This is a genomic window from Amycolatopsis sp. NBC_00348 (assembly GCF_036114655.1).
In the GTDB taxonomy this organism is placed as follows: domain Bacteria; phylum Actinomycetota; class Actinomycetes; order Mycobacteriales; family Pseudonocardiaceae; genus Amycolatopsis.
The window spans coordinates 1,879,082-1,892,156 of the sequence record NZ_CP107994.1; the positions used below are offsets into that span (position 1 = coordinate 1,879,082).

Genomic DNA, 13,075 nt, shown 5'->3' on the forward strand with positions numbered 1-13,075 from the left:
CTGTGTGCCAACGGATGCGTGGCTACACGACTTCGCGGGTCTGGGCGTGGTGGCAGGCGACGTCGTGGTCGGCGGCGCGCGGTTCGCGCGGCGGCTCGACCTCGACGCACTGCGTGCGGTCCTCGTCGGAGAGCTGGGCGAACACGAAGCAGCGGGTCCGGAACCGGCAGCCGGATGGCGGGTCCGCCGGGCTGGGCAGGTCGCCGGTGAGGATGATCCGGGTCCGCTCGCGTTCCTTGACCGGGTCCGGGATCGGGATCGCGGACAGCAACGCCTGGGTGTACGGGTGCTGCGGCTGCTCGAACACGGTGCGGACGTCGCCGATCTCGACGATCTTGCCCAGGTACATCACCGCCACCCGGTCGGCGATGTGGCGCACCACCGACAGGTCGTGCGCGACGAACAGGTACGACAGGCCGAGTTTCGCCTTCAGCTCGTCGAGCAGGTTGATCACGCCCGCCTGGATGGACACGTCCAGCGCCGAGACCGGCTCGTCGAGCACGATCAGCTTCGGCTCCAGGGCGAGCGCCCGGGCTATCCCGATGCGCTGGCGCTGCCCGCCGGAGAACTCCGCGGGGTAGCGCTCGGCGTGCTCGGCCCGCAGCCCCACCAGGCTCAGCAGTTCGGGGATCCGCTTGTCGATCGCGGCCCGGTCGTAACCGTGCACGTGCATCGGCTCGGCGATGATGTCGCCGATCGGCAGCCGCGGGTCCAGCGCGGCCATCGGGTCCTGGAAGACCACCTGCAGGTCCCGCCGGATCGCCTTGCGGGCCTTGGCGTCGAGCTTCGCGACGTCCTTGCCGAGCACGGCGACCGAGCCGGCGGCCGGGCTCACCAGCTCGAGGATCTCCATCAGCGTGGTGGACTTCCCGCAGCCGGATTCGCCGACCAGGCCGAGGGTTTCGCCCTCGACGATGTCGAAGCTGATCCCGTCGACGGCCTGCACGCTGCCGACCCGCCGCTTGAGGATCTGGCCCTTGGTCACCGGGTAGTGCTTGACCAGGTCCCGGACGTCGAGCACGGTCGTGCGCTCGGCCCGCGGCAGCGCCGCCAGCGGCGGTTCGCCGACCAGCTCGGCGCCGTAGACCTCGGCCGCGCCGGCGTCCGGCCGGTCGAGGACGTCGGTGTGGATGCAGGCCGCTCGGTGTGCGGTGTCGACGCCGGCGTCGGGACGCCCGGCGGTGAGGGTGAGCAGGTCCGGTTCCGCCGCGGTGCACTCGTCGGTCACCAGCGGGCAGCGCGGCGAGAACGGGCAGCCCGGCGGCAGGCTGACCAGCGACGGCGGCTGGCCCTCGATCGGCACCAGCGGCTGCTTCTCGTGCGCGTCCACCCGGGGGATCGAGCCCAGCAGCCCGAGGGTGTAGGGCATCCGCGGCCGGGCGTAGATCGTCTCCACCGGACCCTGCTCGACCGCGCGCCCGGCGTACATCACCATCAGCCGGTCGGCGAACCCGGCGACCACGCCGAGGTCGTGGGTGATGATCACGATGCCGGCGCCGGTGACCTCCTGCGCGGTCTTGAGCACCTCCAGCACCTGCGCCTGCACGGTGACGTCCAGCGCGGTCGTCGGCTCGTCGGCGATGATCAGGTCCGGGTCGTTGGCGATCGCGATGGCGATCACCGCCCGCTGCCGCATGCCGCCGGAGAACTCGTGCGGGAACGCCTTCGCGCGCTGCGCGGCGTTCGGGATCCCGACCAGGTCCAGCAGCTCGACCGCGCGGGCGTTCGCCTGCGCCTTGGTGACCACGCCCTTGCCGTGCACCAGCAGGGCTTCGGCGATCTGCGCGCCGACCGGGTAGACCGGGGTGAGCGCGGACAGCGGGTCCTGGAAGACCATCGAGATCTTCTTGCCGCGCAGCCGGGACAGCTCGGTGTCGGAGCGGCCGATGATCTCGCTGCCCTGGAACCGGATCGACCCGGAGATCCGCGCCTGCGGCGGCAGCAGGCCCATCACCGCCAGCGAGGACACGGACTTGCCCGAGCCGGACTCGCCGACGATGCCGAGGACCTCGCCCGCGGCGACCTGGTAGGACAGCCCGCGCACGGCGTGCACCCGGCCCGACTCGGACGGGAACGACACGTCGAGGCCGGCCACCTCCAGCACGGTCCCGGTCGGCTTCCCGGTCTCCGCGCCCAGGGCGAGTGCGGTGCTGCTCATGAAACGGCTCCAGCGGAAACGGTGGTGGTCTTCGTGGCGGCCTCGACGCGCTTGCGCTCCTTGCGCCGCGACCGGCTCGACGCCGGGTCCAGCGCGTCGCGCAGGCCGTCCCCGGCGAAGTTCACCGCGAGCACGGTGACGACGAGGAAGCCCGCCGGGATGTAGAACAGCCACGGGAACGTGCGGACCGCGTCGGACCCGGCCGCGATCAGCGTGCCGAGCGAGACGTCCGGGGCCTGCACCCCGAAGCCGAAGAACGACAGCGACGTCTCGGTGATGATCGCGACGCCGACGTTGATCGTGGCGTCGATGATGAGCAGGGAGGCCATGTTCGGCACGATGTGCTTGGCGATGATCCGCCGCGCCGGCTGGCCCATGAACCGGGCGGCCTTGACGAACTCCCGCTCGCGCAGGGTCAGCGTCATGCCGCGGACGATCCGGGCGGTGATCATCCACTGGAACAACGCGATCAGCCCGACCAGGATCAGCCAGGTCTTGCCGCGGAAGGCCGGCGAGAGGATCGAGATGATCAGGAACGGCGGCAGGATCAGCAGCAGGTCGACTACCCACATGGAGATCCGGTCGGTCCAGCCGCCGAAGTAGCCCGCCGCGGCCCCGACGACCGAGGCGACGCCGGTGGAGAACAACGCGGCCAGCAGCCCGATGGTCAGCGACTTCTGCAGCCCGCGCATGGTCTGCGCGAACATGTCGCCGCCGATCTGGTTGGTGCCGAACCAGTGCGAGCCGTCCGGTGGCAGCAGGTACGACGTCGGGTCCAGCTCGTCGTAGGCCCACGGCGAGTACCAGGTGTAGGTGAACGCCAGCAGGTAGAACAGCACGATCAGGGCCAGCGCGGCGACGGCCGCGCGGTTGCGCAGGAAGCGGCGCAGCACGAGCTTGCCGCGCCCGGCACCCGCCGCGGCCGGGCCGGCCGCCAGGTCGACGGGGGCGCCCGCGGGGGTGGCGGTCGCCTCGGCTTCGTTCACGGAGGCGGACATCAGATCCTCACCCTCGGGTCGAGCACGGCGTACAGCACGTCCGACAGCCAGCCGGCGAACAGCACGCAGACGGCGATGAACAGCGTCACCGTCGCCACGATGTTGGTGTCCTGCTTCTGGATCCCGGTGACCAGCCAGTCGCCCATGCCGTACCAGCCGAAGATCTTCTCGGTGAAGATGCCGCCGGTGATGAGCAGGCCGAACCCGAACGCGAACAGCGTCGCCATCGGGATCAGCGCGGTGCGCAGGCCGTGCTTGAACAGCGCGCGGCGCCGGGTCAGGCCCTTGGCCTGCGCGGTCCGCAGGAAGTCCGAGCCGAGCACGTCGAGCATCGCCGAGCGCTGGTACCGGCTGTAGTAGGCGACCTGGGTGAGCACGATCGCCAGTGTCGGCACGATCAGGTGCTGCACGCGGTCGAGCAGCGCCTCCCCGAAGCCGCCGCTCAGCCCGCTGGAGTTCTCGCCCTGGACGATGAAGAACTGGTAGCCGTCGAGCAGGTTGTCGTTCACCGACTGGGCGCCGGCCTTGAGGATCGTCGCGATCACGAAGACCGGGGTGGAGAGCACCACGAAGGAGAACGTCGTCGCGAGGTAGTCGCTGATCTTGTACTGGCGGATGGCGCTGACCACGCCGACCAGCACGCCGATCACGATGCCGATGGTGATGCCCAGGACGAACAACCGCAGGCTGACGCCCATCCGGCGCAGCAGTTCGTCGGTGATCGGCTGGTCGGTGATGGTCCGCCCGAAGTTGCCCTGCAGGACCCCGCCGAGCCAGGTGAAGAACCGCTCGGGGATCGGCTGGTTCAGGTAGAGCTCCGCGGCTTTGGCGTCGATCGTCGCCTGCGGGGGCGGCGGGTTGCGCAGCTTGAGCCCGTCGAGCGGGCTGAAAGCCAGCGAGGCCAGGGAAAACGCCGCGAACGTGGCGACCAGGCAGAGCGCGATGTAGTTGACGAGCCGGCGCAGGAGGAACCCGATCACCGTGGTCCCGCCTCGCCCGGGGCGGGGAGCCGCCGGTTCCGCGGGCCGCTCGCCCGCCGCTCGCTCGATGGAGTTCTCGTCGAAACCACTTGCCGCTACTGCCCTTCATGAGTCATTACGCCCGTCGTCGGCGCAGCATAAGGGGAGCGGACGGTTCATTTCGCGCCCGGCGAACAATCCGATAGTTACGATCCGGCCCTGAACGTGAGCGTCTCGTTATCTTTCGCCGGATACCCGACGTAGGTATGTAGCGCGTGTCGCGCGCGGGGGTGTAGCGGCCCGATCGGCGACCGGACGAACAGCCCGTAAGGGACAGTGGCCTCAGGGCTTCCCGACGGGCAGGTACGCGTTGTCGCGCAGGAACAGCGGGATGCGCTCCGCCGGAGCGGCCGCCTCGACGCTCGTCCCGCCCGGGTGCCGGTCACCGGTGACCGCGTCCGTCCACAGTGCACCTTCGGGCAGGTACACCGGCCGGCCGGTGGCGCCGGCTTCGAGCACCGGCGCCACCAGCAGGTCCGGGCCCAGCAGGAACTGGTCGTCGGCGTCCCACGCGCCGGCGTCGGCGGGGAAGTCCACGAACAGCGGCCGCATCGGCGGCACGCCCTGCTCGTGCGCCACCCGCATCTGCGCCATCAGGTACGGCCGCAGCCGTTCCCGCAGCCGCAGCGCGTCCTCGATGGCGGCCAGCGCTTCCGGACCGTACGACCAGGCCTCGTTGGGGCCGCCGGTCATCTCCGGCCCGAACGGCGGGCGCGGGTCGCGGAAGCCGTGCAGCCGCAGCAGCGGGCAGCAGACGCCGTACTGGAACCAGCGGACCAGCAGCTCCCGGTACGCCGGCGCGTCCGGGTCGCCGCCGTGGAAACCGCCGATGTCCGTGGTCCACCACGGGATCCCGGACAGCGCGACGTTCAGGCCGGCCCGCACCTGCGCCCGCAGCGACGCCCAGGTGGCCGGGACGTCACCGGACCACAGCGCGGCGCCGTAGCGCTGGCTGCCGGCCCACGCCGAGCGGCTGAGCAGCACGACCTCGTCGTCGCCCTCGCCGCGGATGCCGTCGTGGAACGCCTGCGCGTGGACCTGCGGGTAGAGGTTGACGACCTCCGGGCCGGGCCCGGCGTGGAAGGCGAGGTTGTGCGGGTGGCCGGGCCGGATCTCCGGCTCGTCCCCGTCCAGCCACCACGCGCGCACGCCCAGGTCGTAGTAGTTCTCCTTGACCTTCTCCCACAGGAACCACCGGGCCGCCGGGTTCGTCGGGTCGTAGAACGCCACCGGCAGCTCGACGTCGAAGCCCTTGTCCTTCCACGGCGCGTGGGCCGCGACCCCGCTCTCGGTGGCGACGAGCAGGCCGTTCTCGTGCATCTCGGCGTGGTTCTCCGACAGCGGGCTGACCGACGGCCAGACCGACACCATCAGCTTGACGCCCAGGCCGTCCAGCTCCCGCACCAGCCCGGCCGGGTCGGGCCACTCGGCCGGGTCGAACTTCCAGTCGCCGAGGTGTGTCCAGTGGAAGAAGTCCGCGACGATCACCGACAGGGGCAGGCCGCGGTCGTGGTACTCGCGGGCCACGGCCAGCAGCTCGTCCTGGGTGCGGTAGCGCAGCTTCGACTGCCAGAACCCGGCCGCCCACGCCGGCAGCATCGGCGCGTGCCCGGTGGCGTCGGCGTAGTGGCCGAGGAGCTGCCGCGGGTTGTCGCCGGTGGTGACCCAGTAGTCGAGCTGGCGGGCGTCGTCGGCGACCCAGCGGGTGCCGTTGCCGGCCAGCTCGACCCGGCCGGCGGCGGGGCTGTTCCAGAGGAACCCGTAGCCGCGGCTGGACAGCAGGAACGGCACCGATACCTCGCCGTTGCGCTGCACCAGGTCCAGGACCAGGCCCTTCTGGTCGAGCCGGCCGTGCGGGTGCTGGCCGAGGCCGTAGAGCCGCTCGTCGTCGTAGGCCGTGAAGCGCTGTTCGAGCCGGCCGTAACCGTTGCCCGACGGCGTGAAGACCCGGGCGCCGGGCCACCAGAAGTGCGCGCGCTGCTCGGACAGCAGCTCCGCGCCGGTGTCCGTGCGGACGAACCGCAGCTGCGCGTCGACCCCGGTGTCGGTGTCGGCGATCTCGACGAGCGCGGTGAGCGCGCCGTTCACCACCCAGGCGGACCGCCCGTCCGCGCCCGCGGTGCCGGCGGACGGCTTCGCGGGCAGGAGCGCGCCGGGGACGTCGTCGAGGATCCGGTGCCGGCCCACCCGGACGCGCAGGCTGTCGGCGCCCCACGGTTCGATGAGCAGCACCTCGTGCCGGACGCGGACTTCGAGCGAGCGGCCGTCTTCGGTCGTGGCGATCACGGGGGTCTCCTCAATCCTTGACGGCGCCGCTGGTCAGGCCGGCGACGACGTAGCGCTGGGCGACGACGAGCAGGACGGCCGCCGGGATCGCGGCGAGGACGGCGGTGGCCATGACGCCGTTCCAGTCGGCGGACTGGTTGCCGACGAACCGGTAGATGCCCACCGTGATCGGCTCGAACGCCTGCCCGGTGGTGAGGGTGACGGCGAACAGGAAGTCGGCCCAGGCGAACAGGAACGCGAACAGCCCGGCGGTGACCAGCGCGTTGCGGCTGACCGGGAGGATGATCGAGAAGAACGTCCGCCAGTACCCGGCACCGTCCACCCGGGACGCTTCGGTCAGCTCCCTCGGCACGGAGATCATGAAGGCGCGCAAGAGGAGTACCGCGAACGGGATGGTCGCGGTGGCGTCGGCCAGCACCAGCCCGAGGTAGCTGTCGATGAGCCCGAGGTTGCCGAACACCGTGTACAGCGCGTTCGCCATCACGATGCCCGGGATCAGCTGCACGATGAGCAGCACGAACACCAGCACCGGCCCGCCGCGGACCTTCAGCTGCGCCAGCGCGTACGCCGCGGGTGCCGCCACCACCAGCGACACGGCCACGGTGCCGAGCGCGACGACGACGCTGGAGACGAGGTTCGGCCCCTGCGTCGCGAGGGCCTTGCGGTAACCGTCGAGCGTGCCGCCGACCGGGAAGAACGCCGGGTCCGGCCGCAGGAGCGCGCCGCTGGGCTGCAGGGACGCGTTGAGCATCCAGTACAGCGGGAACAGCAGCACCGCGACGATCAGCACGCCGGCCGCGGTCTTCACGCCGCCGCCTCGGCCAGTGACGCCTTCGCCGAGCGCAGGTAGAGCAGGCCGAACGCGGTCGCCACCAGGATCAGCAGGTTGCCGACGGCGGCGCCCTGCCCGAACGTGAAGTCGTGGAAGGACAGCCGGTAGGACCACGTCGTGAGCGTCTGGGTCGCGTTCGCCGGACCACCGCCGGTGACGACCATGATGACGTCGAACACCTTGATCGTGTAGACCAGCCCGAGCATCAGCACGATCCCGGTGACCGGGCGCAGCAGCGGCCAGGTGACGTACCGGAACCGCTGCCACGCGCCGGCGCCGTCGAGCGCGGCGGCTTCGTGCAGCGACGCCGGGATCGCGCGCAGCCCGCCGTGCAGGATGACCAGGTTGAACGGGATGCCGATCCAGATGTTGGTGAGGATCACCGCGGGCAGCGCCCAGGTCGTGCTGCTCAGCCACGGCACCGCGCCGACGCCGATCAGCCGCAGCCCGGCGTTGAGCACGCCGTGGTCCTGGTCGAACATCCACCGCCACACCGCGCCGCTGACCACGAGCGGCAGCAGCCAGGGCAGCAGGAGCAGCGACCGCAGCAGCGCGCTGCCGAGGAACCGGCCTGCGAAGAACACGGCCAGCGCGAGGCCGATGCCGAACTGGAAGACGAGCGAGCCGGCCGTGAACAGCACCGTGTTGAGCACCGCCGTCGAGAAGAGCGGGGCGGTCAGCACCGCGGCGTAGTCGGCCAGGCCGACGAAGGGCGCTTTGCCGGTGTAGAACGACTTCACCGTGTAGTCCTGCGTGCTCATCACCAGGTTCGCGACCAGCGGGTACCCGAAGAAGACCACGACGTAGGCCACGGCGGGCAGCAGGAACGCCCACGCGGTGAACGGGTTCTCCCGCCGCGGTCTTCGCCGCGGCACCGGGGCCGCGAGCGTCACGACCCGGCCGCCTGCTGCGCGGTCCTCAGCGCCTGGTCGGCGGGCAGCTTCCCGGTCAGCGACGCCTGGATCGCGTCGGCCAGCGCCTGCGAGACCTTCGGGTACTTCTCGCCGAGCTCCGCGGTGCGGGAGCGGGCCGAGCCGACTTCGTCGACGAACGCCCGCATCGCCGGCTGCTCCGCGCCGAACTTCGCGGCCACGGCCGTCTTCGACGGGACGTAGGCGTGGGCCGTGCTCCACTGCAGCATGGCCGGCTCGGCGAGGATGCAGGTCAGCACCTTCCCGGCGGCCTGCTGGGTCGGCCCGCCGGTCACCGGCACCGCGCCGACCTCACCGCCGAGGGCGACCACCGGCTTGGCGCCCGCCTGCGGTACCGGGATCGGCACGACGCCGTAGTGCAGCGACGTCTCGCCGTCGAGCCGGGCGAGGTTCCACGAGCCGTTGACCATCATCGCCGCGTTGCCCGCGACGAACTGGTCGGCGACGTCGTTCTGGTTCCACGTCACCACGGACTTCGACGCCGACCCGCTCGTCACGAGGCCGGTGACGTAGGCCAGCGCCTGCGTGCTCTGCGGCGAGTCCAGCCGGGACAGTTCGGCGCCATTGCTCCAGAAGAACGGCAGGAACTGCCAAGTGCCCTCCTCCGACGGGATCGCGGAGAAGGCGAGGCCGTACTTGCCGTCCTTGGTCAGCGTCGCCGCGGCGGTCTTCAGGTCGTCCCAGGTGGACGGCGGGCGCACCCCGGCCGCGTCGAGGAGGTCCTTGTTGTAGATCAGCGCCAGGCCGTTGACGCCGGGCGCGGCGCCGTAGATCTTGCCCTGGTAGGTGCCGGCCTTGACGATGCCCGGGTAGTAGCCGTCGGCCGAGATGCCGTAGTCCGACAGCGGGGTCAGCGCGCCGGTGGCGGCGACCTGCTGCAGCGTCGGGTTGTCCGTGAAGAGCAGATCCGGCAGCGTCTTCGAGCTCGCGCCCTGCAGGATCTTCGGCAGCATCTGCGCGGTCGGCACCTTCTGCCGCTCGATCCTGATCCCGGTCCGCGCGGCACAGGCGTCGAGGACCTGCTGCCACGCCGCGGATCCCTGCTCGTCGGCGTAGTAGTCGAGCTCGGTGACCGACGTTGCGGCCGGGGCGTCCGACGGCCGCGGAGCGGGGCTGGGGCTGCAGGCGGCGAGGAGCGCGGCGCTCGCGACCAGGAAAAGGGCGCGACGGGCTACGGACATGGTGATTCTCCTTCGACGGCGGAGCAGAGCCGGGTCAGGTGCGCGGCGCGCCCGTGCTCTCGCGCCGGGTCAGCCGCGGGTCGAGCAGCCGGATCTCCGGCGTGGTGTGACCGCCGAGCCGGCGCATGGTCATCTCCACGGCCTGGGCGCCGACCTCGTCGGCCGGGATGGCGACGGAGGTCAGCGTGACCGGGTGCTGCTCGGCCATGCTGTCCGGGCAGACGGCGATCACCGAAATGTCCTGCGGGACACGGAGACCGCGTTGGCGCAGGTGCGTGAGGAGTCCCGGCAGGACGGCTTCGTTGTGCACGACGAGGCCGGTCAGGCCGGGGTCGGCGGCGAGCAGGTCGTCCACACAGGCGCTCACGGCTTCGTAGGAGTGCGCGCACGGCCGGTTCGTCGCGCGGACGCCCCGGCTCCGCGCGGTTTCGTCGAAGCCCTGCAGGAACCGCGTCGCGTAGCTGGTGCCACGGCGGTAGACGGCGGGGGAGGGGCCGATCAGCGCGAGCGAGCGGTGGCCGAGGTCGGCCAGGTGCGCGACGCACGCCGACCCGGCGGCGGTGAAGTCGAGGTCGACGCAGCTCAGCCCGGCCGGGTGGTCGGGCACTCCGATGAGCACCACCGGCAGGTCGAGCGCGATGAGCATCGGCACCCGCGGGTCGGCGGCCTCGACGTCCATCACCATCAGCGCGTCCGCGATCGCCGACGACGCGACCCGCTGCAGCGCGGCGGGTCCCTCGTCCTTGGTGAGCAGCAACAGGTCCTGGTCGTGGGCGCGGGCCGCGGTGACCGCCGCGGCGACGAACTCCATCACGACGGCGACGTTGAGGTCCGTGCGCAGCGGCACGACCAGGGCCAGCACGTTCGTCTTGCTGCTCGCGAGCGCGCGGGCTCCCGCGTGCGGGTGGTACCCGAGCTTGCGGATGCTTTCTTCGACCAGCCGCCGGGTCTTCGGCGAGATCGAGCGCTTGCCGCTGATCACGTACGACACCGTGCTGGGGGCCACCCCCGCGGCATTGGCGACGTCGTTGATCGTGACCACGGGCGGCCTCCTGGAGACATGGGGCAGGGGAAGAGCGAGTCGAAGCGCATCGACGATGGCACGAAGGTAGGGGAGACCCGCCCGGAACACAAGAACTATTGCCAGTCGGCCAACAATTCGATTCACCTTCGACCTGAGTGTCACACGTCGAATTCGTCGAACACTCTTGCTGTCCGATGTTTCAGCAGGTCGAGGCGGGGTTCTTTGGGAAATCGAGATTACCTGGGAGCGTGCCCAGGAAGACTTGACCTTGCCCGGATCGGGTGCTTATGGCGGCCGCCGATCGAATCGTTTCGACGAATCCTCAGGCGGGTCGCCTTACAGCGAATCCGGTTTCCGGCCTACTCCCGCGTAAGGCAGGACGTTGATCGCCGGATCGTCGGACATGTCGCCCGCCCCCTCTGGGTTCCACATCGCGCAGCCGACCAGGCCCGGTTCGACCAGGTCGAAGCCGTCGAAGAAGCGCAGGACCAGGTCGTGGGTGCGCGGGAACGGCTGGTTCTGCGGGCTCTGCCGGGTGGTGTAGACCTGTACCGCCTCGTCGAGCCCGGTCGACTCGGTGTCCGCCGCGACGTGCGTCAGTGCCAGGAAGCTGCCGGGCGCCAGCCGTTCGCGGTAGCGGGTGAGGATGCTCACCGGATCCCACTCGTCGGGCACGAAGTGCAGCAGCAGCAACATGAACAGACCGGTCGGCTGGTCCGGGTCGAGCAGCTCGCCCGCGCCCGCGAAGATCTCGTCGACGTCGCGCAGGTCCGCTTGGAGCACCGTGCAGCGGTCGTTGTCCTGCAGCAGCAGCTCGCTGTGCGCCACCGCGACCGACTCCCGGTCGACGTAGACCACGCGGCACGACGGGTCGGCCTGCTGGACGATCTCGTGCAGGTTCCCCACGGTCGGGATGCCCGCGCCGACGTCGAGGAACTGCCGGATCCCGGCGTCGACCATGAACTTCGCCGCGCGCCGCAGGAACGCGCGGTTGAGGCGCGCCGCGTCGCGGATGCCCGGCATGATCTTGAGGATCTGCTCCCCGAGCGCGCGGTCGGCGGCGAAGTTGTGGTCGCCGTCGAGCCAGAAGTCGTACACCCGCGCGGGGTTCGGCACCGTGGTGTCGACCTCCGACGGTACCCAGTCCAGTTCCCCGGTCACCCTGACCTCCACCCCTCGCGGATCCGTTGGCGGCGTTCGGTTGACGGCGGAGTGTAGACCCGCTCAGCCGTTCGTGTGGCGGCACTGCCGGTGTTCCGCCCGCCGGTCCTAGGGTGTGCCCGGTGACGAACGACCCGCGCGCCGTCCCCGGTCGCTGGCCGGTGCTCGGGCACACCGTGCCGTTGCTCCGCGACCCGTTGAAGCTGTTCACTTCCCTGCCCGCGTACGGGGACGTCGTCGAACTGCGGCTCGGGCCGCTCCCCGTGCACGTCGTCACCACGCCCGAACTGGCTTGGCAGGTGCTGGCCACCGACGCCGACAAGTTCGACAAGGGCCTGGTCTTCGACAAGATGCGCCCGCTCTTCGGCGACGGCCTGGCCACGTCGAACGGCGAGCACAACCGCCGGCAGCGCCGGATGGTCATGCCCGCCTTCGGCCGGACGCGGATCGCGGGCTACGCCGAGAACACGATGACCGCGCTGGCCGGCGACCTGGCCGGGTCCTGGCGGCCGGGCGAGGTCGTCGAGTTCGACCAGCGGATGCAGGACCTGGTGCTGACCATCGCCGGGCAGACGCTGTTCTCGACCGCCCTCGGCGACGACGTGCTCGCCGAGATCCGCCGCTCGATCCCGGTCATGCTGAAGTACGTGCTGGTCCGGGCGTTCTCGCCGAAGTTCGTGGAACGGCTGCCGATCCCGGCCAACCGCCGGTTCGACGCCGCCGCGGCCCGGCTGCGCGAGGTGATCGGCGCGACCGTCGTCGCCGCGCGGGAGGAGGGCGCCGACCACGGCGACCTGCTGTCGATGCTGCTGGCGGCGCGGGACGAGGACACCGGCGAGGCCATGTCCGACCGGCAGGTGCACGACGAGGTCATCACGATCCTCACCACCGGCGCCGAAACGACCGCCGTGGCGCTGGCCTGGTTCTTCCACGAGCTCGGGCAGCACCCGGACGTCGAGCGCCGGTTCCACGCGGAGGTCGACGAGGTCCTCGGCGGCCGTCCCGCGCGCTTCGACGACCTGCCGGAACTGGTCTACACGCACCAGATCGTCAACGAGATCGTCCGGCGCACCCCGCCGCTGATCCTCATGCGTCGCGCCCGTGAAGACGTCGAACTCGGCGGTGTCGTCGTCCGCGCGGGCAGCGAGGTCGCGGTCAGCCAGCACACGCTGCACCGGGATCCGCGCTGGTTCCCCGATCCCGGCCGGTTCGACCCCGATCGGTGGACGCCCGGAGAGACCGCGGAACTGCCGAAGGGCGCGTACATCCCGTTCGGCGCCGGGGCGCGGCTGTGCCCCGGGCACGTGTTCGCGCCGACCGAGATCGGCATCGTCGCCGCGACCATCGGCGCCCGCTGGCGGCTGGTCCCGGTGCCGGGCAAGAAGGTCCACGCGCAGCTCAAGGCCACGATGCAACCCAACCGGCTGCCGATGACGGTGGTGCCGCGGCGGACCTGACGGTGCCCGATCGGCTACCGGGTGTAG

10 protein-coding genes are annotated in these 13,075 nt (G+C 71.0%); 1 reads left to right on the plus strand and 9 read right to left on the minus strand.

Annotation, left to right across the window (positions count from 1 at the left end):
* Nucleotides 1–22: 22 nt before the first annotated feature.
* The 9 genes from OHS58_RS08505 to OHS58_RS08545 all read right to left on the minus strand — a co-directional run bounded on the left by OHS58_RS08505 (nt 23) and on the right by OHS58_RS08545 (nt 11,591).
* The gene (locus OHS58_RS08505; protein WP_328647803.1) at nt 23–2,158 is read right to left on the minus strand and encodes an ABC transporter ATP-binding protein; all 2,136 of its coding nucleotides are present in this window, start codon (nt 2,156–2,158) and stop codon (nt 23–25) included.
* On the minus strand, nt 2,155–3,156 hold the full coding sequence (locus tag OHS58_RS08510) for an ABC transporter permease (protein WP_326950394.1): 1,002 nt from the start codon (nt 3,154–3,156) through the stop codon (nt 2,155–2,157). Before OHS58_RS08510 ends, OHS58_RS08505 begins: the two co-directional genes overlap by 4 nt.
* Nucleotides 3,156–4,136: an ABC transporter permease gene (locus OHS58_RS08515; protein WP_326950393.1), complete on the minus strand. Its 981-nt coding sequence runs from the start codon at nt 4,134–4,136 to the stop codon at nt 3,156–3,158. The genes OHS58_RS08510 and OHS58_RS08515 overlap by 1 nt, the downstream gene beginning before the upstream one ends.
* 321 nt (nt 4,137–4,457) lie before the next feature.
* Entirely contained in the window at nt 4,458–6,461 is a 2,004-nt protein-coding gene (locus OHS58_RS08520) for a glycoside hydrolase family 31 protein (protein ID WP_328647804.1), read from the minus strand.
* A gap of 10 nt (nt 6,462–6,471) precedes the next feature.
* Complete coding sequence (locus tag OHS58_RS08525; protein ID WP_328649782.1) at nt 6,472–7,212, minus strand: carbohydrate ABC transporter permease; 741 nt, start codon at nt 7,210–7,212, stop codon at nt 6,472–6,474.
* Between the two features lie 53 nt (nt 7,213–7,265).
* The gene (locus tag OHS58_RS08530) at nt 7,266–8,186 is read right to left on the minus strand and encodes a carbohydrate ABC transporter permease (RefSeq protein WP_328647805.1); all 921 of its coding nucleotides are present in this window, start codon (nt 8,184–8,186) and stop codon (nt 7,266–7,268) included.
* Complete coding sequence (locus tag OHS58_RS08535) at nt 8,183–9,406, minus strand: sugar ABC transporter substrate-binding protein (RefSeq protein ID WP_328647806.1); 1,224 nt, start codon at nt 9,404–9,406, stop codon at nt 8,183–8,185. Before OHS58_RS08535 ends, OHS58_RS08530 begins: the two co-directional genes overlap by 4 nt.
* 34 nt (nt 9,407–9,440) lie before the next feature.
* Complete coding sequence (locus OHS58_RS08540) at nt 9,441–10,448, minus strand: LacI family DNA-binding transcriptional regulator (protein WP_328647807.1); 1,008 nt, start codon at nt 10,446–10,448, stop codon at nt 9,441–9,443.
* Between the two features lie 318 nt (nt 10,449–10,766).
* Nucleotides 10,767–11,591: an SAM-dependent methyltransferase gene (locus OHS58_RS08545; RefSeq protein ID WP_328647808.1), complete on the minus strand. Its 825-nt coding sequence runs from the start codon at nt 11,589–11,591 to the stop codon at nt 10,767–10,769.
* A 122-nt stretch (nt 11,592–11,713) separates the two neighbouring features.
* On the opposite strand from OHS58_RS08545, the gene OHS58_RS08550 reads away from it, so the two are divergent.
* Nucleotides 11,714–13,048, plus strand: coding sequence for a cytochrome P450 (locus OHS58_RS08550; protein ID WP_328647809.1), 1,335 nt, complete (start codon nt 11,714–11,716; stop codon nt 13,046–13,048).
* The last annotated feature ends 27 nt before the right edge of the window (nt 13,049–13,075 follow it).

Bases quoted from the DNA above. Each gene is read 5' to 3' on its own strand.
- OHS58_RS08505 (WP_328647803.1), bottom strand. From the start codon at position 2,158: ATGAGCAGCACCGCACTCGCCCTGGGCGCGGAGACCGGGAAGCCGACC.
- OHS58_RS08510 (WP_326950394.1), bottom strand. From the start codon at position 3,156: ATGTCCGCCTCCGTGAACGAAGCCGAGGCGACCGCCACCCCCGCGGGC.
- OHS58_RS08525 (WP_328649782.1), bottom strand. From the start codon at position 7,212: ATGCTCAACGCGTCCCTGCAGCCCAGCGGCGCGCTCCTGCGGCCGGAC.
- OHS58_RS08535 (WP_328647806.1), bottom strand. From the start codon at position 9,406: ATGTCCGTAGCCCGTCGCGCCCTTTTCCTGGTCGCGAGCGCCGCGCTC.